Source organism: Aurantimonas sp. A2-1-M11 (assembly GCF_036549475.1).
In the GTDB taxonomy this organism is placed as follows: domain Bacteria; phylum Pseudomonadota; class Alphaproteobacteria; order Rhizobiales; family Rhizobiaceae; genus Aurantimonas.
The window spans coordinates 1-26,314 of the sequence record NZ_JAZHLI010000058.1; the positions used below are offsets into that span (position 1 = coordinate 1).

The 26,314-nt window shown below is 64.2% G+C and carries 22 protein-coding genes and 7 pseudogenes; 13 read left to right on the forward strand and 16 right to left on the reverse strand.

Annotated elements, in window-relative coordinates; all coding sequences use genetic code 11:
- Positions 1-168 precede the first annotated feature (168 nt).
- Positions 169-496, forward strand: a pseudogene (locus VQ042_RS19825) (transposase); the annotation flags it as partial.
- A gap of 456 nt (positions 497-952) precedes the next feature.
- On the opposite strand, the gene VQ042_RS19830 reads toward VQ042_RS19825, so the two are convergent.
- Entirely contained in the window at positions 953-1,525 is a 573-nt protein-coding gene (locus VQ042_RS19830) for a helix-turn-helix domain-containing protein (protein WP_331822042.1), read from the reverse strand.
- A 96-nt stretch (positions 1,526-1,621) separates the two neighbouring features.
- Here VQ042_RS19830 and VQ042_RS19835 point away from each other — a divergent pair, with 96 nt between their 5' ends.
- On the forward strand, positions 1,622-1,882 hold the full coding sequence (locus tag VQ042_RS19835; RefSeq protein WP_331822043.1) for a hypothetical protein: 261 nt from the start codon (positions 1,622-1,624) through the stop codon (positions 1,880-1,882).
- Between the two features lie 150 nt (positions 1,883-2,032).
- On the opposite strand, the pseudogene VQ042_RS19840 reads toward VQ042_RS19835, so the two are convergent.
- The 6 genes and pseudogenes from VQ042_RS19840 to VQ042_RS19865 all read right to left on the reverse strand — a co-directional run.
- Positions 2,033-2,113: pseudogene (locus tag VQ042_RS19840) on the reverse strand (helix-turn-helix domain-containing protein); the annotation flags it as partial.
- Positions 2,114-2,128: 15 nt separating this feature from the next.
- Positions 2,129-2,461 (reverse strand): amidase family protein, encoded by a 333-nt coding sequence (locus VQ042_RS19845; protein ID WP_331822044.1) that lies wholly within the window; start codon positions 2,459-2,461, stop codon positions 2,129-2,131.
- 7 nt (positions 2,462-2,468) lie between these two features.
- Complete coding sequence (locus VQ042_RS19850) at positions 2,469-2,939, reverse strand: hypothetical protein (protein WP_331822045.1); 471 nt, start codon at positions 2,937-2,939, stop codon at positions 2,469-2,471.
- On the reverse strand, positions 2,929-3,327 hold the full coding sequence (locus VQ042_RS19855; protein WP_331822046.1) for a GTA baseplate fiber-binding domain-containing protein: 399 nt from the start codon (positions 3,325-3,327) through the stop codon (positions 2,929-2,931). The genes VQ042_RS19850 and VQ042_RS19855 overlap by 11 nt, the downstream gene beginning before the upstream one ends.
- A 1-nt stretch (position 3,328) precedes the next feature.
- Complete coding sequence (locus tag VQ042_RS19860; RefSeq protein WP_331822047.1) at positions 3,329-4,126, reverse strand: phage tail tube protein; 798 nt, start codon at positions 4,124-4,126, stop codon at positions 3,329-3,331.
- Positions 4,127-4,205: 79 nt separating this feature from the next.
- Positions 4,206-4,625: a hypothetical protein gene (locus VQ042_RS19865; protein ID WP_331822048.1), complete on the reverse strand. Its 420-nt coding sequence runs from the start codon at positions 4,623-4,625 to the stop codon at positions 4,206-4,208.
- 131 nt (positions 4,626-4,756) lie between these two features.
- On the opposite strand from VQ042_RS19865, the gene VQ042_RS19870 reads away from it, so the two are divergent.
- Together VQ042_RS19870 and VQ042_RS19875 are read left to right on the forward strand one after the other, a co-directional pair.
- Entirely contained in the window at positions 4,757-5,071 is a 315-nt protein-coding gene (locus tag VQ042_RS19870; RefSeq protein WP_331822049.1) for an HPF/RaiA family ribosome-associated protein, read from the forward strand.
- Positions 5,062-5,433 (forward strand): annotated as a pseudogene (locus VQ042_RS19875) (arsenic resistance protein); the annotation flags it as partial. The gene VQ042_RS19870 and the pseudogene VQ042_RS19875, both read left to right, overlap by 10 nt.
- Before the next feature lie 455 nt (positions 5,434-5,888).
- On the opposite strand, the gene VQ042_RS19885 reads toward VQ042_RS19875, so the two are convergent.
- The 3 genes from VQ042_RS19885 to gap all read right to left on the reverse strand — a co-directional run bounded on the left by VQ042_RS19885 (position 5,889) and on the right by gap (position 10,841).
- Entirely contained in the window at positions 5,889-8,645 is a 2,757-nt protein-coding gene (locus VQ042_RS19885; protein ID WP_331822050.1) for a cation-translocating P-type ATPase, read from the reverse strand.
- 401 nt (positions 8,646-9,046) lie between these two features.
- Positions 9,047-9,817 carry an SDR family NAD(P)-dependent oxidoreductase gene (locus VQ042_RS19890; protein WP_331822051.1) on the reverse strand — a complete coding sequence of 257 codons (771 nt, stop codon included), beginning with the start codon at positions 9,815-9,817 and terminating at the stop codon, positions 9,047-9,049.
- A gap of 28 nt (positions 9,818-9,845) precedes the next feature.
- The gene (gene gap, locus VQ042_RS19895) at positions 9,846-10,841 is read right to left on the reverse strand and encodes a type I glyceraldehyde-3-phosphate dehydrogenase (protein WP_331822052.1); all 996 of its coding nucleotides are present in this window, start codon (positions 10,839-10,841) and stop codon (positions 9,846-9,848) included.
- Between the two features lie 464 nt (positions 10,842-11,305).
- Here gap and otsB point away from each other — a divergent pair, with 464 nt between their 5' ends.
- Genes otsB through VQ042_RS19910 form a run of 3 tightly spaced genes read left to right on the forward strand, consistent with a single transcriptional unit; the run spans position 11,306 to position 15,596 of the window.
- Positions 11,306-12,829, forward strand: a complete 1,524-nt coding sequence (otsB, locus tag VQ042_RS19900) for a trehalose-phosphatase (protein WP_331822063.1) — start codon at positions 11,306-11,308, stop codon at positions 12,827-12,829.
- Complete coding sequence (locus VQ042_RS19905; RefSeq protein ID WP_331822053.1) at positions 12,826-15,321, forward strand: glycoside hydrolase family 65 protein; 2,496 nt, start codon at positions 12,826-12,828, stop codon at positions 15,319-15,321. The genes otsB and VQ042_RS19905 overlap by 4 nt, the downstream gene beginning before the upstream one ends.
- Positions 15,318-15,596 carry a PEP/pyruvate-binding domain-containing protein gene (locus tag VQ042_RS19910; protein ID WP_331822054.1) on the forward strand — a complete coding sequence of 93 codons (279 nt, stop codon included), beginning with the start codon at positions 15,318-15,320 and terminating at the stop codon, positions 15,594-15,596. The genes VQ042_RS19905 and VQ042_RS19910 overlap by 4 nt, the downstream gene beginning before the upstream one ends.
- A gap of 244 nt (positions 15,597-15,840) precedes the next feature.
- On the opposite strand, the gene VQ042_RS19915 is transcribed toward VQ042_RS19910, so the two are convergent.
- Positions 15,841-16,656, reverse strand: a complete 816-nt coding sequence (locus tag VQ042_RS19915) for a formate/nitrite transporter family protein (RefSeq protein ID WP_331822055.1) — start codon at positions 16,654-16,656, stop codon at positions 15,841-15,843.
- A gap of 539 nt (positions 16,657-17,195) precedes the next feature.
- Here VQ042_RS19915 and VQ042_RS19920 point away from each other — a divergent pair.
- From VQ042_RS19920 to VQ042_RS19940, 5 genes and pseudogenes are all read left to right on the forward strand, one after another.
- Positions 17,196-17,423, forward strand: a complete 228-nt coding sequence (locus tag VQ042_RS19920) for a hypothetical protein (RefSeq protein WP_331822056.1) — start codon at positions 17,196-17,198, stop codon at positions 17,421-17,423.
- An 8-nt stretch (positions 17,424-17,431) separates the two neighbouring features.
- Positions 17,432-17,683: a transcriptional regulator gene (locus tag VQ042_RS19925; RefSeq protein ID WP_331822057.1), complete on the forward strand. Its 252-nt coding sequence runs from the start codon at positions 17,432-17,434 to the stop codon at positions 17,681-17,683.
- A gap of 37 nt (positions 17,684-17,720) precedes the next feature.
- Positions 17,721-18,014 (forward strand): annotated as a pseudogene (locus VQ042_RS19930) (hypothetical protein); the annotation flags it as partial.
- 426 nt (positions 18,015-18,440) lie between these two features.
- Entirely contained in the window at positions 18,441-20,318 is a 1,878-nt protein-coding gene (locus VQ042_RS19935; RefSeq protein WP_331822058.1) for an SLC13 family permease, read from the forward strand.
- Positions 20,319-20,573: 255 nt separating this feature from the next.
- Positions 20,574-20,886: pseudogene (locus tag VQ042_RS19940) on the forward strand (transposase); the annotation flags it as partial.
- 54 nt (positions 20,887-20,940) lie between these two features.
- On the opposite strand, the pseudogene VQ042_RS19945 reads toward VQ042_RS19940, so the two are convergent.
- A pseudogene (locus VQ042_RS19945) lies at positions 20,941-21,511 on the reverse strand (transposase); the annotation flags it as partial.
- 92 nt (positions 21,512-21,603) lie between these two features.
- Positions 21,604-21,978, reverse strand: a complete 375-nt coding sequence (locus VQ042_RS19950) for a hypothetical protein (RefSeq protein ID WP_331822059.1) — start codon at positions 21,976-21,978, stop codon at positions 21,604-21,606.
- A gap of 585 nt (positions 21,979-22,563) precedes the next feature.
- Between VQ042_RS19950 and gcvA the strand changes: the two genes are divergently transcribed.
- Positions 22,564-23,451: a transcriptional regulator GcvA gene (gene gcvA / locus VQ042_RS19955; RefSeq protein ID WP_331822060.1), complete on the forward strand. Its 888-nt coding sequence runs from the start codon at positions 22,564-22,566 to the stop codon at positions 23,449-23,451.
- A 16-nt stretch (positions 23,452-23,467) separates the two neighbouring features.
- On the opposite strand, the gene VQ042_RS19960 is transcribed toward gcvA, so the two are convergent.
- From VQ042_RS19960 to VQ042_RS19970, 3 genes and pseudogenes are all read right to left on the reverse strand, one after another.
- Complete coding sequence (locus VQ042_RS19960) at positions 23,468-24,322, reverse strand: sugar phosphate isomerase/epimerase family protein (protein WP_331822061.1); 855 nt, start codon at positions 24,320-24,322, stop codon at positions 23,468-23,470.
- Positions 24,323-24,521: 199 nt separating this feature from the next.
- Positions 24,522-26,006 carry an aldehyde dehydrogenase gene (locus VQ042_RS19965; RefSeq protein ID WP_331822062.1) on the reverse strand — a complete coding sequence of 495 codons (1,485 nt, stop codon included), beginning with the start codon at positions 26,004-26,006 and terminating at the stop codon, positions 24,522-24,524.
- Positions 26,003-26,314: pseudogene (locus VQ042_RS19970) on the reverse strand (hypothetical protein); the annotation flags it as partial. The gene VQ042_RS19965 and the pseudogene VQ042_RS19970, both read right to left, overlap by 4 nt.

A 26,314-nucleotide genomic window follows, 5' to 3' on the forward strand; every position in this document is an offset into this window, starting at 1 on the left:
ATGATCTCTGGCGCGCTGTCGGCGATATCTGCGCCCTCTTCACATCCGACGAATGCTGGAATTATTTCAAAGCTGCAGGCTGCGTTGCAGATTAATCGCCCGACGCTCTAGTCTGCTGTGCCCGACAGCCTCCGCTCGCATGGATGTCGAGCGCGCGTGCGCTTCGCGCTCGCAGCAACCGTCGACCAGGCGGTGGAGATCGGCGGTGTTGATCCAGCCCGCATCTACGTCGACAAGGGCTATCGCGGTCACGACTATGCCGGCTCGGGCTCGGTGATGATTGCCGGCAGCAAACGCGGCCTGACCGCCACGATGAAACGGGAACTGAAACGACGATCGGCCATCGAGGCCACCATCGGGCACATGAAGACCGATGGGCGACTGGACCGCAACTTCCTCCTCGGCCATGCTGGCGACGCCATCAACGCACTCCTCGTGGCCGCCGCCCACAATCTACGCCTCGTTCTCACCGTCCTGGCGCTTTGGCTTGTCTGGTTCCTGCAAGCAGTCCAGCCGAAAGCGGCGAAACCGTATACGTCCGAATCGCGGTCCTTCGCCAGGCATTCGATGGCCTTGGGATATTTGGCGCCGTATTTCTCTTGGAAGACCTCGAAGCCATCGCGTTGGGCGATAAACGAAGATCGATAGTGCGGAGCGCGGGCGCAAACTTCGCCTGCCGAAACGCCGTTCGAGGTCAGCGCAACAGCACCTCGGCGAGCATCATCGCAGCCATCAGCCTCTTCGTTCGGATCGTCAATGACGATCTTTTCGCCTGCATCCTGAACCGGATGACCTCGTCACCGGCCACGGCCACCGACGGACGCGCGAGCGCGTCACGGCACTGCGCTCACGACGCGTATCGGCTATCGCCAGCCGCTCGTGCCACGGACAAAAGACTGCCTCCTGTGGGCTTGACCCAATAATCGACGCCAGCTGCTCTGTGTGCTCCGTTTCAACCGCAGAATTTGGCCTCAAGGGCTCGCCCTGTCTCTCGGCCCGCTGTGGTGATCTCATAGGGCGCGTGCAATTCGTCGGCCGTCTTCCGAACGAGCTCCTTACGTTTCAGGTACTGCATCAGCGCGTTCATAGAGATGCGCGGGATCTCGAGTTCCTCGGCGATACTACGAGTCCTGGCGGGCCCATGTCGAACAAGGTGCGCCAGCACTTGCCGCACCCGGTCCGATCTAACCGGCAACGCCGGCAGGTCAGCTGTCCGGGCAGCAGGATTGCGTTGGCCGTTTCCGCGGCCTGCCGGCGTCAACCGATGCAGAGCGGCGTCGCGGGATCGGCCTGCGATTTCGACAAGTCCCTTCTCAACAAGGGACTCGATCACCGACGCTGTCTCTGCCGGCGGCCTGTGGGTCGCCCCAGCAATCTTCGAAATCGTCGTGCCGTCTGTCTCTGGGAATGCGGAAAGCACCGCCTCTTCTGATACTCGAAGCAAGAGAGATGGATCGTCGGTGCGAGCCAATATGTGCAGCGGGCGGTCCGGGTCACCTATGCGGACCAGATCCAGTGCCGCCAAGCACACTGCCAGCTGATGGATGCGCTGGGGACTAAGGCCGAGTTCCTCGGCAAGGTCTATTCCGCGCCGTGGGCGCCCGAGAAGATCTAGAAGACGTTGACCCGATGGGCCGGGCTTTCTCCGGCGCTTTCGGCCTCGCTGTCGTTCGCCTTCCGGCGCAACCACGACTGCAACCTCCGCTCCAATCGGCGCGAGACACAGTCTTCGTTGACGCTTCTCGACCAATCCTGCGGAGGCAAGACGACCAAGGGCGGCATCGGTCTGAACGAGATCAAGCTGAACGCGCAGGGCAATACGGGTCTTCGTATCGGCGCCAGACCGGATCGCCTCGAGGCACGCCGCCTCTGCCTCGCTTAGGCATACAGTATCGGATGGGAACAGAGACATGGCTCGGAATCCTGCCTGACCGGGGCAGCTATCGCAAGCTCGCGGGACACGCCCACAACACGCCCACGGCCCCCGATTAAACGTTCGCACTTCGTCCGGTGGAGGCGTTGTCGTCAGTATTCGGTAGATCTGCATCCGGGAGCATCCAACGGCATTTGCGATCGCCGTCGCGCCCATGCCAGACGCGCGCAGCGCCTCAATGTCTCGTAGTAGCTGTTATCTGGCATGCGGTTGGTTCTCAGATGGAAAAATGCCCAGCTGCATCGCGGCCTGTAGCGTGCTAGCCGCTGCGATCGCTAGATCCTCCCGGCCGCTTCGCGCGCAGATTTGCATGGCGATGGGCAACCCGTCCGCGGTCGTGGCGACCGGCACCGAGATCTCGCAGAGGTCCAGATAGTTGGCGAGCCGCGTCAGCCGAGACATCGGGAACAGCGTCTCGTCGACATCGGACAACGGGCAGGCGGGCATGGATGTCGCCGGCAGCAGGATGACGTCGCCGTCGCCGAGGAGATCGTCGAGCCTCTCCAGTGCATCGCGCCGTGCGGCCACCAGCGCGTCATAGGCTTCGTCGCTGATGCCGGCGCCTTGCCCGGACGCGGCTGCGCACGGCCGGGTCCAGCGGCAGGTCCGGATTGTCCACCAGATGCCGCAGAGCGTCATAAGCTTCCTTTGCCATGATGGCACCAGTGTCGGACTGGTAGTCGACGAGCTTGCGAGGCAGGACGAGGGGCTGCGCCGAAAAGCCTTGTTCGGACAGGGCAGCGATGCTGGCGAGGAAGGTTGCGGCCACGCTCGGTGCCAGCGGGTCCAGTTCCGCGCGTTGGGGCGTTCTGACGATGCCTGACGATGCCTGCCTCTCGCGCGGTCCAGTCTCAGGTTCTCGCATGGCCTCGAAGATCAGCCGCGCATCGTCGATGTGATGGGTGAGGGGGCCGATCGTGTCGAACGTGGGCGACAGGGGCGCCACGCTCCGGGTGGAGACCGCGCCCCAGGGATGGCCGCGGAGATCTACGGGATCAGCGTCCAACGTGCGGGGCGGCGCTGTCCAGCACCACGACCCGCGTGCCAGTGGGTGTCGGGTTGCCCATCGCGCCTTCGGTGCCGCACTGGCCGCGCAGGAGCCGGGTCAGACGATACCGACCGGGCGCGAGCAGTTCGGCCGCGCCCGCCTGTACGATCTCCCAGACACCCGGCGCGGATTCCACCGCCAGCGCGTTTGCCCCGCCGAACAGCGTCAGGTCGGTGACACTTTCCAGCGTGCCGGTCAGCAGATCGACCACTAGCGCGTTTTCGAGATCGAAGCCCGAAGTGGGGCCCGCATAGAGGTCCGACACGAGCGCCCCGATCCGGGCCCGGCTGCCGAACGTGGTCAGCAGCTCGAAGCCATCGGTCGAGGGGCTGCGGAAGACCGCCATCTCACCGGGCCAGGGAACCGCGTGCGCGACGACCAGCGGCCGATGCGCGGGCTGGTCCTCGGTCAGCTGCGGCAGGCAGCCCGGGTAGCGACGCCGCGCGGGGATCGCCGGGTGGCAGATCGTAGGTCGCCCGATCCTGGCGGACCGCTTCGATGCCACGCGCCTCGGCGTCGGCGATGGAGACGAGCCGCAGATCGACAAGTCGCCCGTCATGCTCCAGTCGGATCGCATCAGCCGGATCCAGCGCGAGCTGCGAGGGCGGCAGGCGGAACGCCGCCGTCTCCCGACCCACCCACGCTTCCATCAGCGCACGGCGGCAGCGGCGCTCGGCCTCCTCGGGCGGCACCGCCACTGGAAAGCTCTCGGACGCGATGCGCGTCGTGTCCACGGTGAAGCGCCGCGCCTCGACGAGGGCCGCGTCGTAATCCTCGTCGGCACGGGCGACCTGCCATTTCAGCGCCTGCGGCAGTTCGGTCTCCTGGCCGCGCGTAGCGCGGCACCTCGGGCATGCCGGTCTCGATCGACATGCTGGGCAACGTCCACAACCCCGACTGGAACTCGTGGCTGTACTGAGCCACCGCGCCGATCGTCGTCGGGTGCCGAAGGCCGCCTTCAGCCAGAACCCGAAGGCCTCTGCGTCGAGCGGCACCACGACATCGCCGTCCGCCGTCACCGCGTCCTTGATCGGCGCCAGCGGATCGCGGCCGTAGCCCAATAGATCCGAGTTCAGGAGCGGCTGCTCCGCGCCGAGCGAGGTGCTGGCGAAGGGCATGCGGGTGAAGCCGCTCGCGGGTTCCATAGGTCGTCTCGAACGCAAGCGCCATCAGCGCCCGCGCCCCCTGGGCTCGTGCCATGGCGTTCTCCTCGGGTTGTCGGGATCAGCCGAGCGGATCGGCCGTGGAATAGTGCAGGACGATCGGGATCACGGCAGCCTTCAGGCTCGTCGCGCCCTCGACTGGCAGATCGACAGGACCCGGTGCCTCGGCCTCGACCCAGTCGCAGAGCCCGCCCAGCGTACGGTCGGCGGCGAGTGCCGCGCCGATGCTGGCGGTCAGCGTGTCGAAAGCGGCGTCACGGTCGGCGCCCTGCACAACCGTCTCGATCTCCGCGCGGTGCTGATAATGGTACGCGAGCGGCGACAGCGTCACCTCGGGCTCCCCCGGCTCGCCGTCGCGCAGGATCAGCAGTCCATCGGCCGGCACGCGCTCGGGCAGGACGTCGCCGCGGAGCGCGGCGGCGGGCAGCGCCGAAAGCCGCGCGTGCAGGGCGGCAAGAATGGTTTCGCGAGGGGAGGGCATTGTCGGTAGCTTTGAATCCTCGCCGACGCTATCAAGGCGCAGGCTTGTTACTGATCGTGCAGGCGGACTTGCGCTGGATCAGTCATCTTCATGGTTGTTCATGTTAGGTGATCACACACAGGAGAACCGACATGCAGTTCCAACTGAATACCGACTCTAATATTCAAGGCGATGACCGACTGGCCGAGGTGGCCGAAACGGTTGTCAAGTCGGCGCTGGGGCATCTGACCAACCGACTGTCACGGATCGAGGTGCATCTGGCCGATATGAACGGCGCCAAGGGAGGGGCAGACGATATTCGCTGCACCGTCGAGGCGCGGCCCGAGGGGATGCAGCCGCAGACCGTCACCCACAATGACGCCAACGTGGACGCGGCCTTGCGCGGCGCGGCAAAAAAGGTCCGCGCCCTTCTGGACAGCGAATTCGGCAAGCTGGATCGGCGCTGATCCTGCTCGGCGCCGCGCCCTGCACGGCGATGGTCTTCGTCTGGTCACAGCTGACGAAAGGCGACCCCAACTACACGCTGGTGCAGGTCTCGGTGAACGACCTGATCATGGTGGTGGCCTTCGCGCCGATTGTGGCCTTGCTTCTGGGCGTGACCGACATCAGCGTGCCGTGGGAGACGCTGATCCTGTCGGTCGTCCTATACATCGTCATTCCCCTGATCGCGGGTCTCCTGACGCGCCGGGCGCTGATCGCGAGAGGTGGCGAGGCCGCCGTGACGACGTTCACGGCACGGATCAAGCCGGCCTCGGTCGTGGGTCTCCTGATAACCGTGGTGCTGCCCTTCGGCTTTCAGGGGCCTGTGAAGACAAGCAGAGCGATGAACGAGGCGACGCCAATCCCCGCGGTCAGCCAGATCGCCGAACGCCCCAGGCCGTCAGCGCAGCGCCGAAGATTAGAGGCGCCGCCGCCTGAAGGACGCGAGCGGGTGCGTCGAGCCAGCCGATCCGCCGCCCGTATCCCGCGGATCCGAACAGCGCCAGCGGCAGCGTGCCCTTCGCGATGGTGAGGATGCCGTTTCCCGCCCCGTGAAGAAGGGCGAATGCATAGGCGGCGGGCCCCCCGAAACTCACCAGCGCCACCGCGGCGACGGGATGCGCGGCGGCCGCCACGCGTGTTGAGACAAGTGGATGAAACCGGCGCAGCAGGCCAAACTCCAAAGCGAGGCCGCGGCGCAGGACTAGGTGGAATCGTCTCGTCCCGAGACGCAGCAATATTCAGTCGGCACCTGCTCAGGTTCGGACCCTTTGACAGCATCCCTCAGCGGCTGAACAGCCGCGAAAACAACGATTGCGGCCCCGGCAACTTGAGCAATTGGCCGATGACGAGCGGCGCCAGGCTGCCGCAGACGATCAGAGTCCAGCCCTGGAGGTCCGGCGGCACCGTGTTCAGCACCGGACCGAGAACCGGCAGATAGATGGCGCCCAGCATCAGCGCGATACCGATGCCGATGGCGATCCACACATAGCGGTTCGTCGTGATCTCGTTGCGAAAGACCGGTGAGTCCGCGTCGCGCATATTGAAGACATGCCACAGGCGGGCAAACCCGAAAGTGAGGAACGACACCGTGACGGCCTCGTAACGGCTCATGCCGAACTCGAATGCGAGCCAGAAGACGATCAGGACGGACGCGCCAATCAACACGCCATAACCGCCGATCACCCCCCAGATTCGGCGGGTCAGGATCGGCTCCTTCGGATCGCGGGGAGGCCGCTTCATGACATCGCCGGCGGTCTCGCCGACTCCGAGCGCCAGGGCCGGAAAGACGTCGGAAACGATGTTGATGTAGAGGATCTGCAGCGGCAGCAGCGGCAGCGGCGCGTTCAGCAGGGCCATCAGAGACACGGCGAATATCTCGCCCGTATTGCCCGAGAGCATGTAAACGACGAACCTGCGGATATTGCCGAAGATGGTGCGGCCCTGTTTCACCGCCGCGACGATGGTCGCAAAGGAATCGTCGAGCAGCACCATGTCGGCCGCGTCGCGTGCGACCTCGGTGCCGCGCTGGCCCATGGCGACGCCTATGTCCGCCTTCTTCAGTGCCGGCGCGTCGTTCACGCCGTCGCCCGTCATCGCGACGACGAAGCCCGCATCCTGGTAGATCTGGATGAGGTCGAGCTTCTGCGCCGGATTGAACCTGGCGAAAATCGGCGTGTTGAGCAGATGGCTCTGCTCCTCCTCCGTGAGCTTGTTCTCTGCCGAAGGCATGTCCTTGCCCTCGACCACTCGCACATCGTCAGAGTCATCTACAAGCCCCACTGCGGCGGCGATCGCGCGGGCGGTGTTTGGCTGGTCGCCGGTGACCATTGCAACTCGGATGCCGGCCCTGCGGCACTCCAGAACCGCATCGCGCACTTCCGATCGTGGTGGATCCAGCAGACCGACAAGGCCGATCAGGGTGAGGTCTTCGTAGGGTCCTGCGCTTTCGTCCGGAACCCGCTTCTGTGCGAGCGCCAATGCACGAAGTCCCTTTCCGGCAAGCTCGTCGTTCAATCCCTGCCATCGATTGCGCGCTTCCTCGTCAAGGTCCTCGGGCTCGTCATCGTCGCCGAGCACGCGCGCGCAGACCTCGAGCACCGCCTCGGGCGCGCCCTTCACGGCGATCAGGACACCCTCGTCCACCCGATGATAGGTGGCCATCATCTTCACGTCCGGATCGAACTCCTCGCGCCGAACCTCTTCCATTCGTCCGACGAGCTCTTCGCGATCGAGTCCGGCGTGCCGACCGCCCTCGAGAAGCGCCACCTCCATCGGGTCGCCGGTGCCCCGCCGCTCTTCGTCGTCGCCTTCATCCAGGACGGCGCTGTTGCAGAGTACGCTGACCTCCAGTGCAGCCTTTAGCGCGGCGTGGTCGCCCGGATCGATGTGCTCGTCGTCCAGCGCGAAGCTATTTTCGCCCTCGCCGATACTGACCTCGCCGGCTGCAATCCTGATCCTGGACAGCGCCATCCGGTTTTCAGTCAGGGTCCCGGTCTTGTCGGAGCAGATCACGGTTACGGCGCCGAGCGTCTCGACTGCGGTTAGGCGCTCGATCAGCGCGTTGCGCCGGGCAAGCCGCCACATGCCGCGGGCGAGCGCGACCGAGGCGACGATTGGCAGCCCCTCGGGAACGGCAGCGACAACCAGGGCGACACCAGTCTCGATCATGAGCATCAAGTCGCGACCGCGTACAACGCCGATGAGGGCAGTAACGGCGGCGATGACGAGAATGACGACGAGTAGTCGCTGGGACAGCTTGTCTAGGCGCTGCTCGAGCGGACTCCTTGCTTCTTCCGCCTCTTCGGCCATCTGCGAGATGGACCCGAGTTCGGTGTTCATACCGGTGCCGGTGACGCCGCCGATGCCCGAGCCTATCGCGATGGATGTCCCCTTGAACGCCATGTTCTCGCGGTCGGCGAGCTGGGGATCGCCCTCGATCGCCTCCGTCGTCTTGCCGACGGGCACGGATTCGCCGGTCAGCGCCGATTCGTTCACCTGCAGGTTCGACGTCTCCATCAGGCGCAGATCGGCCGGGACGACCTCGCCGGCCTCAAGCAGTACGAGGTCGCCGGGGACCAGTTCGGCCGACTCGACCTCGCGCTCCTTGCCGTCACGCCGCACGCGTGCCGTGTCGCGCTCGAGCTCGCGCAACGCCTCCATAGAGCGCATTGCTCTGAGCTCGGTGAAGAAGCCAATCGCGGCGTTGATCAAGACGGCAATCAGGATGGCGGTGCCCTGAATGAATTCGCCGAGAAAGAACGAGAGCGCCGCGGCCGCACCAAGCAGCGCAAAAATCAGGCTCTTGAACTGGTCGACCAGGACTGCCCAAACGCTTTTGCGGACGGCGCGGCGCAGCCGGTTCTCGCCATGCTTTTCGCGGCGGCGCGCGACTTCCTCATCCGAGAGCCCTTGCCCGGGATCGACCCGCAGGCTCTCCACGACGTCCTCGACCGTTCGACTGAACGCCGCCTCCGTGCTTTCTTCGGCGCGGGTCGACGATGGCGCTTGATCTCGGCGATCCACAGGTCGATCGTTCATTTGGTGTCCTCCGTCTGGTCGAAGCGGTTACTGCCACCGCACGCTTTCATCCTGCGCTCCGTCCTTTCCAAGACCTCGGCATAGTCCGTCCGTTTCGCTGACCCGGCGCGCTCGGCATGCGGCGCTGGCCGGTCCCCAGACTCTTTCGGGCCGGTTGAGCTGTCTCTCGCCGAGGACTACCACTGCACTCGTGGAGTCGTGGCCGTGATATGTCCGCTCGGCGATCGCGCGGCCACGGCATGCCTTGTAGGATTCGATGATGAGGGACTTGGAAAGCATGATGAGAAACTGCTGGCCCCATGTAGCATGACCAGACGCGGCATCCGTCAGGCTCGCCCTCCCGAGAGGATTCGAAGCGCCGACCGGCGCGCGCCACTCACCGCGGCCGGTGCCGTTTCGGCTCACCGCGCCGTGTAACCGCCGTCGATCACCAGTTCGCTGCCAGTGACAAACTTGGCCTCATCCGAAGCGAGGTAGACGATGCCTGCGGCGATATCGTTTGGCTCGCCGACATGACCGACCGGGTGGCGCTCGTCGAGGCTGCGCCGAAACGCCTCCACGTCCTCGCCAGAACGCCGTGCTAGGTCCTCGACCAGCGGGGTCCAGACGAAGCCGGGATGCACCGAGTTCACCCGGATCTTCTCCTTGGCGTAGAACAGCGCGTCGGTTTTGGTCATCAGCCGCACCGCGCCCTTGGAGGCATGGTAGGCCGGAATGTCCGGCGAGCCGATGATGCCGTAGATCGACGAGAGATTGACGATGCTCCCTCCGCCGGCGCTACGCAGATGCGGAATGGCGTGCTTGGTGCAGAAGAAGACGCCGCGAACGTTGACGTTCATCACCTTGTCCCATTCCTCCGCGGTCAACTCATCCGTCGGCTTGTTGTCGCCGGAGATGCCGGCGTTATTCACCACGACGTCGAGCTTGCCGAAGGTGTCTGCGGCATCGCCGAAGACCCGGGCGACGGCAGCCTCGTCGCCGACGTCGAGATGCCAGTAGCGTGCATTCCCACCATCAGAGCGGATGCTCTCGGCCAACCGCTCCCCGTCCTCGTCCGCAATGTCCGTGACGGCGACCGCGGCGCCCTCGCGTGCCATCATCTCGCAGGTCGCCGCACCGATGCCGTGCGATCCACCCGTCACGAGCGCGACCTTTTTAGTCAAACGCGCCATGCGCGATACTCCGTCCGCTACTGTTCTGTTAATGCGCGACCATGCGAACGGCCTGTCGAACCATCTGCGCCGCATAGCCCCATTCGTTGTCATACCAAGCCATGACCTTGAGCAGGTCGCCGTCCACCACCTGGGTCATGGTCAGGTCGACGATCGAGCCGTGCGGGTCCTTGATTATATCCGCCGAGACGATCGGGTCGTGGTTCACACCGAGGATGCCGTTGTAGCGGTCGCTCGCTGCCTCCTCCTCGAAGATCCTGTTGACTTCCTCGATGGTGGTCTTTCGCGTCGTGACCGCGGTGATGTCGGCGATAGAGCCGTCCGGCACGGGGCCGCGGATGGCGACACCGTCAAAACGCCCCTCGTACTCGGGGAGCGCCTTGGTGGTCGCCTTGGCGGCGCCGGTGGTCGTGGGGATGAAGCTGAGCGCCGCCGCGCGTCCGCGCCGCCATTTGCTTGCAGGCCCGTCGATGATATTCTGCGAGGCCGTGTAAGCGTGCACGGTGGTCATCGTGGCTTTCGCGAGCCCGATCCGGCGGCCAATGATCTCGATCACCGGCGCGATGCAGTTTGTCGTGCAGCTTGCCGTCGAGAGAATGGGTTCGCCATCAGCTTCGTTCACGCCGGGCACGATGAAGGGTACGTCCTCTCCCTTGGCTGGCGCCGAGAGCAGCACGTTCCGTGCCCCGGCCTCGGCGTGTTTTTCCAGATCGTTTCTGGTCTTGAAAATTCCGGTGCACTCGAACACCAGTTCGACGTCCATTTCGCGCCAGGGAAGCTTCGATGGATCCTTCTCGTTCAAGACAGCAATCTCCCGTCCGCCGACCGCCAGCTTGCCGTCGGCCTGAGTGACCTCGCGCTCAAAGCGGCCGTAGACGGAATCGTATTTCAGCAGATAGGCGAGCTGATCCGGGCCGGCGATGTCGTTGATCGCGACCACCTCCAGTTCCGGCGTGTCCTCCGAGATCTTCAGTACCGCCCGGCCGATCCGGCCAAACCCGTTGATCGCTACGCGTACTGCCATGATTGGTTTCCTTTCCGCCCGCTATCGCCTCGGTTTGTCTCTCATCCACGGCGGCCTGTAGGCGCCGAGCTGCGCACTCCTCCAAGTCGATCACCTGCATCGTTTCCGGCGCAGCATTCACGGGGGCCAATCTCCGGCTTCCCGCAGCAGTTCTGCCCCGACGCTCCGGTCTCAGTCATCGTTGCCGCTTTCGTCTTAGTTCTGGCCGCAGAGTGGACGGAGGGTCTCGTACGCGTGGAGCGTCAGGATTCAATCGGGTGATCTATCGTTTCGCGGCAATAGAATGGCCGGTAGCGCGAGCCCGCCTGGAGACTGCTCTTAATGCCCCCGAACTGTGCGAGCATTGATCAACATCAATGCCGGTGAAGCCCATGCCGGCGATGTCTGCGCCCGAGACTTATCGATGCGGGAAAATGCGGATGACGAAACAGGATCACCAGGGGATCCGGGCGTTCATTCTCGATATGGACGGGGTCGTCACGAACACCGCCGATGCGCATTTCGCCGCATGGAAGGAGGTGTTCGACGATCTGCTGCGGAACGTTGCCGATGGTCCCAGCGGGTTCCGCCCCTTCACGAGAGAGGATTACATCGCCCATGTCGACGGCGTCCCGCGCCATGAAGGCATTCGCCGGTTTCTCGCCTCCCGTGCAATCGATCTGCCGGTCGGTGACGCCGACGACCCGAGCGACGCGACCTCGCGTGGTCTCGGCAAGCTGAAGAATGATCGTTTCCAGTACTGGCTCGACCGCAACGCGGTCCCGGCCTTCGACGACGCTCGGGCACTCGTGGCTGCGCTGCGGCACTGCGGCATGAGCATCGGCGTGTTTTCAGCCAGCCGCAACGCGCGGCGCGTGCTCGACAGCGCGGGCGTGCGAAACCTGTTCGATACGGTCGTCGACGGCGTCGATGCCGGGGAGTTGGGGCTGTCGGGCAAGCCCGACCCGGCGATGCTGGTCGAGACCGCGCGACGGCTCGATTGCGCGCCGGACGAGGTCGCGGTCGTCGAGGACGCGCTTTCAGGCGTCGAAGCCGGCGCGAGGGGACGTTTCTCGCTTGTCGTCGGCATCAACCGGCAGATCGCGGGCGCCCGGACACAGGGGCATGCCCTTCGTACCTATGGCGCCGACCTCGTCGTGCGCGACCTGCGGCAACTGCTGACCGACGACGGCGCAGGCCTTCGGACCCTCGACCGGATCCCGACCGTCTGGGACCGCCAGCAGGATCTGGAGGCGCGGATCGGCGGTCGGCGACTGGCGGTTTTCCTGGACTACGACGGTACGCTCACTCCGATCGTCGAGGATTTCAGCAAGGCGGACATTTGCGGCGAGATGGTCGAAGCGATCGGGCAACTTGCTGCGCGCGTCCCGACGGCGATCGTCAGCGGGCGCGACCTGAGCGACGTTCGCGGCCGGGTCGGGCTGGAGCAGGTATTCTATGCCGGCAGTCATGGCTTTGACATCGCAGGCCCGGGGGATTTGCACGAGCGGCCGGAGCAGGCCGGACAGTTCCTGTCGCCCATCGAGGCCGCCGGGAACGACCTCGAAGACGCGATCCGCGGCATTGGCGGCGCGCAGATCGAGCGCAAAACGTTCTCCATCGCGGTGCATGTCCGCAAGGTCGCCGAGACCGACTTCGAGACGGTCGAGCGGGCCGTCGACGCCGTTGTCGGGCGGCAGCCGAAACTGCGCAAAAGTCGCGGCAAGAAGGTCTTCGAGATTCAGCCACGCGCCGAATGGGACAAGGGCAACGCGGTCGAGTGGCTGCTGGATAACACGCGTCTGGGTGAGGGCGACGCGCTGGCGCTCTACATAGGCGACGACCTGACCGACGAGGATGCGTTTGCAGCGCTGTCCGGCCGCGGGATTGCGATCGTCGTCCGGGGCGCTGACCGGATCACGACGGCGGACTACGCGCTGGACGATGCGCAGGATGTCCGCCGGTTCCTCGGCTGGCTTGCGGCGCGGATCGCGGAGCCGGAGGAATGACGGCCTGGTCGCTCGTCTACAACGGCTACGAGCCGGAGAAGGAGGGGCTCCGGGAGACCCTCTGCGCGCTCGGCAACGGCTACATCGTGTCGCGCGGCTGCGCGCCCGATACGGCTGCGGACGACGTGCACTACCCGGGCACATATCTGGCGGGCGGCTACAATCGCCTCGTCTCGAACGTCGCCGGGCACGAGATCGAGAACGAGGATCTGGTCAACCTGCCGAACTGGCTGCCGCTGATGCTGCGGATCGAGGGCGGCGAATGGATCACGCCGGACGGCGTCGACCAGATCGACTACCGCCAGACGCTCGACCTGCGCCAGGGGATACTCTCACGGATGCTGCGGTTCCGGGACGCCGAGGGGCGGGTCACGCGCTGGGACGAGAGGCGGTTCGTCTCGATGCACGACCCGCATTTGGCAGCGCTGTCGGTGACCGTGACGCCCGAGAACTGGTCGGGAGCGATGACGCTCCGCACGGCCATCGATTCGCGCGTCGTCAACTGGGGCGTCGCACGCTACCGCGCGTTGGACGGGCGGCATATCGAGACGCTCGACAGCCTCTGCAGCGACACCGGTGTTCTGGCGGTCCGCGCCCGGATGCGGCAGGCGCGGCGCGAGATCGCGTTGGCGGCGCGCACATCGGTCGAGGTGGACGGTGCGCATGTCGCCGTAGCCCGAACCGAAACGCTGGCCGACATCGCCACCCAGGAGTTTGAGGTCGAGGCGCGTGAGGGTCGACCCATCCGGACGGAGAAGATCGCCGCCTACTTCAACTCGCAGGACAACGCGATCAGCGAGCCGCTGCTCGAGGCTGTGAACCACGTGCAGCACGCGCACGACTTTCGCGAGCTCAAAGACGAGCACATCCAGGCTTGGGCCCGTCTCTGGGAGCAGTGCGACATCCGCATCGAGACCACGGCGGACGAAGACGCGCAGCTCAAGCTCCGGCTGCACATCTTCCACCTTCTGCAAACGGCATCGGTGCACTCGGTCGACATGGATGTCGGTGTGCCGCCCCGCGGCTGGCATGGAGAGGCCTATCGCGGCCACGTCATGTGGGACGAGCTCTTCATCTTTCCCTATCTGACGCTCCGCATGCCGGTGCTGACCCGCGCGCTGCTGCGCTATCGCTATCGGCGGCTCGACGAGGCGCGCCGCGCCGCGCGCGAGGCCGGATTCAGCGGCGCCATGTTCCCATGGATGAGCGGTTCGAACGGGCGCGAGGAAACGCAACGCATTCACCTGAACCCGAAATCGGGCCGCTGGCTCCCTGACAACAGCTGGCGCCAGCGGCACATCGGCGCCGCGATCTGCTACAATATCTGGGAATATGTCGAGGCGACCGACGATCGCGACTTCCTGCGCGACTACGGGGCCGAGCTGTTCCTTGAGATCGCGCGCTTCTGGTCGAGCATTGCGCAAAGGCGGTCGGACGGGCGCTACGGCATCCGCGGCGTCATGGGACCGGACGAGTTCCACACCGCCTATCCGGGCGCGGATCCGGCCACGGCCGGCGGGCTGGACAACAACGCCTATACCAACCTGATGGTCTCGTGGCTTCTTTCGCGCGCCGTCGACGTGCTCGACCTGATCCCGAGCGACCACAAGGTACGGCTTTGCGACAAGCTCGGGCTTGGGGACGAGGAACTGGCGCGCTGGGACGAGGTCAGCCGGAACCTGTTCATTCCGATCCGGGATGACGGGATCATCAGCCAGTTCGAAGGCTACGAGACGCTGAAGGAGTTTCCCTGGAAGCAGTTCGGCGAGAAATACCAGAACCTTCAGCGCCTTGACCGCATCCTCGAGGCCGAGGGCGAAGACCCGAACGACTACAAGGTGTCGAAGCAGGCCGACCTGCTGATGATCTTCTATCTGTTCAGCCGCGAGGAGATCGAGCTGATCTTCAACAGGCTGGGGCACGAATTCCCCCCCGAGCTGATCTTCCGCAACATCCAGTACTACGTGGAGCGGACGTCGCACGGCTCGACGCTGAGCTGGTTGACGCATGCCTGGGTTCTCGCCCGCGCCGACCGTCAGCGATCGTGGCAGCTGGCGCTCAAGGCTCTAGACAGCGACATCCTCGACATTCAGGGCGGAACGACCCCGGAGGGCATCCATCTCGGCGCAATGGCGGGAACGGTGGATCTCATCCAGCGCTGCTATACGGGGATCGAGACCCGATCAGGTGTCCTGATGCTGAACCCGCGCCTGCCCGACGAAGTGCAGAGGCTGGACGCCACGGTGCGCTACCGTCGGCAGATCCTGGATCTCAAGATCACGCAGGAATGCCTGACCGTCTCAAGCCGTGTCGCGACGGCCCATCCCGTCACGATTTCCTATCGCGGCCGAACCCGCGAGATGAGTCCGGGCCAGTCGTTCACATTCCGCCTCGTTCCCGAGGCCAAGCCCGACCGCAGCGAACGCGAGCGCGAGCAGGAGCGCGTCCAGAAGGAAGCCGCCCCTGCGGAGCAGGAGAAAAAGATCATATGAGCGATACCGAACTTGTGCTGCAGCTTACTGAACTCGGGCGGCGCGATGGAGATCGGGTCGGCGGCAAGAACGCCTCTCTCGGCGAGATGATCCGAAATCTGCGGGAGTCCGGAATCCGCGTGCCCGAAGGTTTTGCCACGACCGCGGCCGCCTATTGGCGCTTTGTTGAGGCGAACGGGCTGCAGGAGCGTTGCGGGGGGCGGCTTGATTTTTGGTGGCCTCGGCGGGGCAGTCTGCGCCGCGGCCGCGATCTTCGCCGCGCAGATCGCCTATGAGGGCGTGCGAGCGGGCCGGATGCTGCACCTGACCGACATGGCGGAAGACTTGTCCGCGTCCGCTATACCGTCCTGTCCAACACCCTGATTGGCGCCGCACGGATGGCGGACGGTCTCTTCGGTCTGGCGGCAGATCGCTTCGGCTCCGCCCCGCTGCTGCTGGCTTTCGCTCTCATCGCGGCGCTTGGAATCGTCTTGGCCCGCGGTCTGGACAGGCTCCAGCAGCTGTCAGCATACCAGCGCCTCAGACTTCCTCGCGCACCTGGGCGTAGGTCAGCGCGGCAAAGATACCGGTGCCGCCCAAAACATTTCCGGCAAAGGCGGGCAGAATGCCCCCGAAAACAGCTACGCCAATCCCCAGTTCGCCGCGCGCGACGAGAATGAACAACTCGGTCGACCCCGCAACCACGTGCGACATGCCCCCCAACCCGATGATGTAGGTGACAACCACGATCATCATGACCTCTCCCGCACTTTCCATGCGCGGCAGTATCCATACCAGGGCGGCGATCAGGAACCCTGCGGGAATTCCCCATGTGAAGTGTTCGAGCGGCGTCGCCTCGGCGTAATGGCGCGAGACGGACAGGATGCCCTCAAGCCTGATGTCCGGCAGAATGTGGCCGAAGACGAGCATCAGGGCTGCGGCGGCGCAACCCACCATATTGGCCGCGAAGACGATGCCCCACAACCGAACTGTTTTATTGAACTTGTGCCACGTCGGCGCGATGAACAGCGGCAGGATCGGTGTGATCGTGTTCTCAGTGAAAAGCTGCATCCGCCCGAGGATCACGATTAGAAACCCGACCGTGTAGCCCAGGTTCGAGATGCCCGTCGCCCAGTTCGCAGGAGGCAGGATCGATGCCAGGAACCCTTTGCTCAGAACTGATGTGCTGATCGCCAGCCCTGCTGCGACGCCGGACCACCAGAGCGCGCTGAAGGGACGTGAAAGCTCGTGCTCGCCCTCCCGGCGGATGGCCTCGAAGATGACCGAAGAGTGGACTTTCTCGTACTCGTCCACCTGCTGTTCTTCGTCGCGATTGAGATCAGCTTCTTCCGACATTTCGCATAATCCTATCGTACCGGGTCATAAGCCACATGGCCCGGCATGTTCTCTTTTTTCCGGCAGAATCCCCCGCGCCGGGCTGCGGCAACGCTGCGACGCCCAGCCCGGTCGAGAGTGGGGAGCTCGCTTCGATTCTCATTCATCGTCGATCACGATAGGCTGCACCGCCGGTCCGGTCTATCTCGGTTCGGTTCCCCCATTTCTGCTCGCTTGTTCGAAAACACGGTCTCCTTGGCGTGCGATGCGTGATCATGATCGGTAACAGCGTCAGGAAAGCAGACGATGACGGAACGCGACATGCGCATCGGCAACATCGTGAAACTGGGCGGTGGCATTGCCGATATTCGGTTCGAGGGGCGCTTCCGGCGATCACGACCCGACTTGCTACGCTGACCGATCCCGAGATCGTTATCGAGGTCGCCAGCCTGCCGGGCGAAACTATCGCCCGCGGTCTATGAACCCCTCGCCTGACCTGCGCATCGGCCTTGCGGTGCGCGACACCGGCGGGTCCCATTGACGTGCCCGTCGGAGAAGGCGTGCTGGGGCGGATGTTCAACGTTTTCGCCGAGACGATCGATGATGGTCCGCCCCTGGGCGACATGCTCCGCCGGCCGATCTTGCGCGCGCCTGTACCTTTGTCAGAGCGCCGTCTCGAGGGCGCAATCTTCGAAATCGGGATCAAGGCGATCGACCTACTGAGGCCCTTGGAGCGCGGCGGCAAGGCCGGGCTCTTCGGCGGCGCCGGCGGGGGTAAGACGGGCTGATCATCGAGATGATCCACAACATGGTCGCGGAATACGATGGCGTCAGCCTATTTTGCGGAATCGGCGAACGTTCGCGCGAGGCCGAGGAGCTTCATCGCGAAGGCCATATCGGACGTGGTAGCCGAATGATTGCCGTCATTTGCTTGATCCGCCCTGAGCGGCTGGATGCGCTTCTTGAAGCCGCTTTCGCCGTAGTCGAACGACATATCGGCGTGGTGAGCGTCTCAGACGCAAAGGTGCTTCGGGCGGAGCGGTTCTGACGGGTGACACTTACTAAGTCGCAGCACACACTTTAGCATGGAATTCTGGACCAGTACGTATTCTCCCGGAGCTCTCCATCGCGCTGGGTTTGTCTTCATCGAGGGCGACAGACAGCGTCATGCGGTCCGTCATTGAGCTGAGCCGCGGACGACTTCGAGGATGTGCCGGTTCTCGCTGCCCGCCGGGCTACTACACGCGGACCAAGCCGGTGACGAAGACGAAGCTGGGAGTGCTGCTTGCGGTGATGACGCGATCCTGGAGGCGGATGGGTCGGCGCCGACCAATCAGCGCCACACGAGCAAGCGGATCTTCGAGCGTCTGCGAGGCGAGCCCAGTGAACGTGCGGTGTCGCTTCAGGGGCGCATAGCCGAGATCTATCCCGGGCAAGGGTATGGGACACGATCGCAGATCATCGCCACGGATCATCGCGTCATATATTCCACGAGAACAGCGTTGTCGACGCCGATTTCGCCGACTTGAAGAGGGACGATCCGGTCGAACTGCTGGTTCAGACCGGCGAAAGCGAGAAGAGCCCGCAAGCGAGCACGGTGCGGCCCATCGGCCCGTTGCGGTTTGTCGATCGGCCGAAGTAGGGAAGGAGGGCTGCTCCTCGCAGGAGTCTCCGGGCGGCCCGCTCGAAGTGCGCCAGCCGGCTGAAGAAGACTTGCCACGATAGTTGCCGCACCAAGGGCGCGGATCCACAGCCAAAGCCAGATGCGGCCCGTCCCGCTGTCGCCGCAACCCGAAGGCCGCCCCATGACTACCCCCCAGATGCTCATTTTCGCCATCCTCGCCGCCGCCATGGCGCTATTCCTCTGGGGACGGCTTCGGCATGACATCGTGGCGCTCGTGGCGCTGATGGCCTGCGTCGTTGGGGGGCTGATTCCTGCTGCCGATGCATTTGCAGGCTTTGGCCATCCGGCGGTGATCACGGTGGTCTGCGTGCTGGTCCTCAGCCAAGGGTTGCAGAACACCGGTGCCGTGGACTGGCTCGCCCGTGCGGTATTGCCGCGCGAGGCCGGTCGGCTGACCAGCATGGCCGCGCTGATCGGGCTCGGCGCGGTGCTGTCAGGGTTCATGAACAACGTCGGAGCGATGGCACTTCTGATGCCGATTGCGGTGCAACTCTCGGGAAGGCTGGATCTGACACCTGGGCAGATGCTGATGCCGCTTGCTTTCGCAACCATCCTTGGCGGCATGACCACGCTGATTGGCACTCCGCCGAACCTGATCGTCTCAGGATTCCGAGAAGAGGCAGGATTGGGGCATTTCGCCATGTTCGACTTCGCCCCTGTGGGGGTGGCTGTGGCCCTGGTGGGTGTGGTCTTCGTCGTCCTGATCGGGTGGCGCCTCGTCCCGGCGCGCAAGTCGACGGCCGACGGCGAGTTTGAAACGGGGTCCTATCTGACCGAGGTGCGCGTGCCGAAAGACAGCAAGGCCGCCGGGCTGACCCTGCGCGCTTTTGAGCGCGAAATCGAGGATATTGGGGCGCAGATCGTCGGGCTTGTTCGCAACGAGGTGCGCATGACCGCGCCCCACGGCGGACGACGCATCCGTGCGGACGACATTCTGGTGATGCTGGCCGATGTCGACGCCTTGGCGGACGCGCTGTCGGTTTTCGGCATCAAGCTGGAGGAGCAGGGGTCGCCCTCAAAAGACAGGAAGAGGAAGGAGGACGCTCCGGATAAGAAACTAGCGCACGCGGTCCGTACGGATGGGGTCAAGGGCAGGAACCGCATGGTCGAGGACAATGCGGAGGACAGTCCGAAGCGCGACGAGGATATCGTGTTGCGAGAGTTGGTTGTTCTGCCAGGGTCCACCATCGTCGGGCGATCGGCCAGCGACCTGCGGCTGCGCACGCGCTACGGGCTTAACCTGTTGGCCGTCTCGCGGGAAGGACAACCGCCAAAGGCGCGGCTGCGTATGCTCAGGCTGAAATCCGGCGACCTTCTGCTGATGCAGGGTCCGGCCGAGGTGATGGCCGACTTCATCAACGATACCGGCTGCGTACCGCTGGGTGAACGCGAATTGCGCATCCCCGACAGGCGCATGGCGATCATCGCGGGCGCGATTATGCTGGGATCGGTCGGCATCGTGACGGTAGGACTGTTGCCTGCGGCCGCGGCCTTCACTCTTGGGGTAACCGTCTCGATGCTGTTGCGCACCGTGCCGCCACGACAGGTCTATACTGCCATCGACTGGCCGGTGATCGTTCTGCTGGCGGCGCTGCTACCGGTCGCCGGCGCGATGCAGACCACGGGGGCGGCGGACGTGTTGGCGGGTTTTCTGGTTGAGACTGTCGCGCAAGGCAATGCTGTCGCGGCGCTGGTGGTGGTACTGGTCACCACCATGTTCTTGTCTGACGTGATGAACAATGCCGCAACCGCTGCCGTGCTGTGCCCCATCGGCATCGGCATCGCCGCTACCCTCGGCGTCAATCCTGACAGCTTCCTGATGGCGGTGGCGATCGGCGCCTCCTGCGCGTTCCTCACGCCCATCGGTCACCAGAACAACACCCTGATCCTCGGCCCCGGCGGCTTCGGTTTTGGCGATTACTGGAAGCTCGGGTTGCCGATCGAGGTCCTGGTGGTGGCAGTCAGCATCCCGCTGCTGCTGATCGTCTGGCCCCTCTGAGGCGCCGATGATCCGCGCAATCGCAACTGTCCTCGCGGTTCTGCCAGTGGCGCTGGAAGCCGACCTGCACGCCGCCGCGACCGCTGTCGTAACTTCTAAGCTCGCAACCTGGGATAGAGTTTTTTCACTCGGCAATTGCGGGTGGAGGCCATCTGCTTTCAGGAACGCAACGAATCAGATTCTACGGTCGAGATAGCCGACAGTCAGCGATCCATCCGAGCTAGAAATGATTTCCGGCGCCGCCTTGGAGCCTAGCGTCGCGAGATGTGCCCGGTCTACATTGCTGGGCTGATCGGGCCCGGGGACCGCAAGAGCGTGCAACCTATGGCGGCTCGCACTGGCGCGGTCGGCTATGACCAGCTTCACCACTTCATCGCCGCCGGGACCTGGGACAGTGCCCCATTGGAGGCGGCGCTGCTGCGGGAGGCGGACCGGTTGGTGGGAGGTCCGCAGAGCTATCTTGTCATCGATGACACCACCTTGCCGAATAAGGGGAATCATTCGGTCGGAGTAGCGCCGCAATACGCTTCGACGCTGGGCAAGACCGCCAACTGCCAGTCGCTGGTGTGTCAATCGGCGTCCAAACGGGGCTCTGACGCACTCTCGATGACGATAAGGCGGCGCCGAGCAAGCGGGCCTCGAAGAGATCAAGCTTGGCGCGCCCGTACATTTGCCGCTTCACGAGCTTGAGCTTGTTCACCTGGCCTTCCGTCTGGCCGTTCGACCACGGTTCGGTAATCGCGCGCTGCACTGCGGATGCATCCTTCCGGATGCCGCGAGCGAAGGACGCCAACAAACTTCGCTCAGCATCGTGAATCCAGGACGACAGATCTCCGACTTCTCGGCTGCGGATCATGGCATGAAACCGGTCGATCAACTCTATCGCCTCGGCCAGGGTGGGGCACTCCGGCTTCGATCGCGGCGACCGTGACCGTCTCGGTCTTCTTCAAATGATCTCGCTTCAGCGTCATCAGATGGGCAATGCCTCTCGCGGACGGGGTCCTGCGAAGCTCGGATCCTGAGATCTGCTCTGATCGTCTGCGCCGCGTGGCCCACTCGCCAACAACGCGCAGCGAGCCCCCGAACCCTTGGCTGCGAAGACGACGCCAGAGTTCGGCGCCGTTCCGGCAGCCTGCTTCCCACTGGGCGTCGAGATAAGGAAGGTGCGGGTCGAGCGATCCCTGTCGCGTGCGACTCGGCGACGAGACCAATATACATAGCACATCGCAAACGGGAAGGCAGGCTATCGACAAATAGCCATCTTGCTTAATAAGGTGAATTTGTTTCAAAAGCGGATTTTCTTCCCCTTACCTCCGATATATCTGAGATGACTGCTACTCGTAAAGTCTAACGAGTAGACCATTTGAGACTGCTGCTCAAGAAGGTAGGAAATCCGCTGCTTTACGGCCTTGATCAGATTGCGATTTTCGTCGTGAGCCGCGGCCGCCGATCCACAATCCTTGGCAACAGCTCTTTCCAGTTGGCTCCTCAGCCATTCGCCCGAGTGTTCATGCGAGGGGCGAAGCACATCAGACAACAAAATCGATGCAATTGCCCGATCGATGCGCGAACCCGTGGGAACCCCCAGCACCCGGTTTTTTTCACGCTGTCGACGCGAGCCAAGTCGCTGTCGCGTTCTCTTTTTCTTCTGATCGATCACACAACCCTCCGCTTCCACAAGACATAAGCGGATCCGGCGGTTCGTTCCAGGATCGATGACGACGTCATCGGCAACATGGTTGACGACGTCATCGATATTTTTTCTTGGATTGTGTTATCGAGAACCGGAACGGTGTTTCTCACTTCCGGAAAACTGTTATTGGGTGTCGGAGTAACGAGGCAGTCGAGGGGGCAGATCAAGGGCTTGGGCGGGGGATTTTTCAGTCGGATGCGCTGTTGCGTTGAGGTCACATGGCTGGACATATTCTTCGCTTCCGTTCGCACGGTCCGGAAAGAGGGCCTTTAGACGATCAACCGTATGGCGCCATTTGAGGGTCTTAGGTGCGCACAGGGTGTTCTGGTTGCCGAACATGCCGAGTTCTTGGATGGCTTTGTCCGGCGGCACTGTCTGTGACCGGGCGACTGGCACGGAATATCCCGTTCGGTCGGAGTCCTCAATGAGTCGGCGATGCCGCGATCGACGGCGCGGGGTCCATGTCTATGCCCGCACACAACCGGCGCCATGCTTTCATCCGCGGAGACCGTATGGCTTGTTCCTCGAAGCAATTTGGGGCGAAATGCGCTGATGCGCGAAATTCCTCCCTTGCGGGCCATCCAGGCATTTGAATCCGCAGCCCGTCTCGGCTCGTTCCAGCGCGCGGCCGAGGAACTGCGGGTGACACCCTCGGCGATCAGTCACCAGATCCGCGCACTCGAGAAGGAGGTCGGCGCCGATCTCTTCCACCGCACCAACCGTCGCATCGTCCTGACCGATGTCGGCCGGCGATATGCCGCCGAAGTGGGCGAAGCCTTCGGACAGCTCGAAGCTGCTACACGGGACCTTACCCGTCGCGGCAAACGGGATATCCTAACCATCCATTCGGTGCCAAGCCTTGCCACCCAGTGGCTGATGCCGCGGATCATGCGGTTCAACGCGCAGGCACCGGTCCTCGACGTTCGGCTGAACGCGTCCAGCGAGCCTGTGGACCTGTCGCACGGCGCCGTCGATCTGGACATTCGCTACGGCACCGTGCTGCCGGCGGCAGGCCTGGCGATCGAACCGCTGCCGCGCGAACCCATCGTCGCGGTCTGTGCGCCATCACTTCTGGAGGGGCCGAACGGCATCCGCGAACCGGCAGATCTTGCCCGTCATTCGTTGATCCATTCGGAGGTCAATCTCTATCGCTGGCATGACTGGGCCCGCGACAATGACGTCGACCTCGATCTCGAGCGCGGATCGCGGTTCGACCGCTCGTTTCTTTCGATCAGTGCCGCCCTGGACGGCCTCGGCGTCTGCCTTGAGAGCCGCCTCCTCGTCGACCGCGAGATTGACGCCGGCCGGCTGGTGCTGCCCTTCGGCGATGCGGGCCCCCGTCTGACCTGCCATAGCCTCGTCTATCTGCGTTCGCGAGCCCGCGTCGGAAAGATCGCGGGGTTCCGCAAATGGCTTCTTGCCGAAGTGGGGGCGGGGTAGGGAACCACCGACATGGTCATCGAACGGCGAATACCGGCAGGCTCTCATGGATCAGAGCCATCGACGTTGTCACGGCCCGTTCGATCGCCTCCAGTGCCACGGGCGCGGCCTGCCGCACCGGCCGGGCGTCGGGCCCGCGATGCAGCCGCAGGGGCAGTTCCAGACTGACCGGCAGGTGACGATGTCGTGCAAGCGCGGCGAACAGGCGCGGCATGTCGATGTCTCCCCGGCCGAGCGGCTGAAAGAACCAGCCTTCGGCGGTGCGTCGGACATCCTTCAGGTGCATATGCGCGCTGGCGGGCAGCGCGGCGATCGCGTCGGCGGTGGCGTCGACGGTCGGGCGATGCGAGGCGGTGTTGGCCGCATCGTAGTTCAGGCGGAGGCGAGGCGAGGCGAAGCGCTCGACCAAGGCGACGCCGTCAGCGGCCAGGTTGAACAGATTGTCGCTTCCGTCGCCGGGATTCTCGAGCGCGATGATCAGGTCACGCTCTTCGGCCAATGGCAGCAATGCCGCAATATTCGCCTCGAACGTCGCCGAATTTGCGCGCCGGGCGGCATTGGTGAGGATGATCGATGCCCCGATGTCCCGGGCGAACCCCATCCGGCCGGCGAAGACATCGACGGCATCGGTGTTGCCGAGATCGATATGCGAGGACATGACGCGGCAACCCAGCCCGCTGGCCTCGATGGCGCGACGATATCTGTCAGCTTCGGCCGGAGCAAAGGCGGTTTCGTCGAAGGGTTCGGTGTAACCGACGATGAAGGCCGGTTCCACATGGGTCGCTCCGCATGCCGCAAGGCTGTCGAGCACGAGCGGCAGCGGGTGGCCGTCATAGGGCGCGGCAGAAACCGAGACGGTGCGGACGCTCACGAATGGCCCCTGGAGCCGCCGGCCACGATAGCGAGACCGGCGAGCCTTGAGCCGTCTTGGGATGTTGCTGGATGGACCATGGAATCACCTCCCGCCTGAACAGAATTCCTCCATGCCCATCCAGCCGGCCGGCGACAAATGTATTGGCGCCGCCCTCAGATGATGTCAGCTCATCTGTCCGGATGGATCGGGGGCACGCTCATCGCTGGATAAAGGGATTGGCCGGCGGCGTGTCGGAGGTCGAAATCCAGACGCTCTTGGTCTCCAGGAACTCGTCGATCGCCTGCAGGCCGCTTTCGCGCCCGAGACCAGAGCTCTTGATGCCGCCGAACGGCACCATGTAGCTGACGGCGCGATAGGTGTTCACCCAGACCATTCCGGCCTTCAGTGCCTTGGTCATGCGAACCGCACGACCGATGTCCCTGGTCCAGACACCGGCCGCCAGACCGTAGATCACGTCGTTTCCGATCCGGACCGCATCGGCCTCGTCGTCGAAGCCGATCACCGAAAGCACCGGGCCGAAAACCTCTTCCTGCGCGATCCGCATGTCATTGGTCACGTCAACGAAGATCGTCGGCTCAACGAAGAGCCCACGGTCGAGATCCGGACCGCAAGCCCGCTGGCCGCCCAGCACGCAACGCGCGCCTTCCGCCCGCGCCACGTCGATGTAGTCCATAATCTTCTTGTACTGGGGCGGTGTTGTCACCGGACCGATGTTGACGTCCGGCAGCATCGGGTTGCCGATCACGGCGGTCCGCCCCATGGCGACGAGCTTGTCCACCAGCCGGTCGCGGATCGAATTCTGGACCAGCAACCGCGATCCGGCGATGCAGGTCTGGCCGGTCGCGGCGAAGATGCCCGAGACCACGCCCGCAGCCGCCGCGTCGAGATCCGCGTCGTCGAAGACGATGTTTGGCGACTTGCCGCCGAGTTCCAGCGACACCCGCTTCAGCCCCTTGGCGGCAGACTGATACACTGCCCGTCCCGTAGTGTCGGAGCCGGTGAAGGTGATCTTGGCAACGTCGGGATGCTCGACCAGTCGCGCCCCGGTTTCCGCACCGAAGCCCGTGACGACGTTGAAGACGCCGTCGGGAAAACCGGCCTGCTTCGTCAGCTCCATGAATTCGAGGGTGCTGGCGGAGGTGTATTCGGACGGCTTGATGACCACCGTGCATCCGGCTGCGATCGCCGGTGCGCATTTCCAGGCGATGAAGAGCAGCGGCGAGTTCCAAGCCGTCAGCGCAGCCACCACGCCCACCGGTTCCTGCGTCGTGTAGGTCAGGAGATCAGGCTTGTCGACCGGGATCACCGAGCCCTCGATCTTGTCTGCAAGGCCGCCGAAATAGTACCACCACTCGGGGTGATAACGGACCTGGCCGGCCATTTCGGCAAGGAGCTTGCCGTTGTCGCGCACCTCGGTTTCGGCGAGCCACTCGGCATTCGCGGCGACGAGATCGCCGAGCCGCCGCATCAGCTTGCCCCGAGCCGAGGCGGACATCGTCGCCCAGGGACCGTTCTCGAGCGCCCGTTTCGCCGCTTTCACCGCCCGGTCGACGTCATCGGCGCCGCCCCGCGGAATCTGGGCCCATGTCTCACCGGTATAAGGATTGATGGTGTCGAACCATTCGCCGCCGGCCGGGTCGCAATACTGGCCGTCTATGAAGAGCTGATACGTTTGCGTCATGCCGTTGCCCTGCGTTCTGTGGTGATAGGCTTTGCTCTGTCCTCCGTGCAGCCGGACATGGCGATCCGCCAGGCGGCGCTGTCGAGGGGCTTGTCGCGCCAGGCGGCGAGTAGCGCGGCGGCATCGAGGAGGCCGGCGGGGTCGACGTCGGTCGCCACGTCCATGGCGTGCAGCATGGCGACGACGTCCTCGGTTGCGCTGTTGCCGGTGGCGCCGGGGGCGTAGGGACAGCCGCCGAGCCCGCCGACGGCGGCGTCGAAGGACAGGATGCCGGCCTGCAGCCCGGCCAGCGTGTTGGCCAGCGCCTG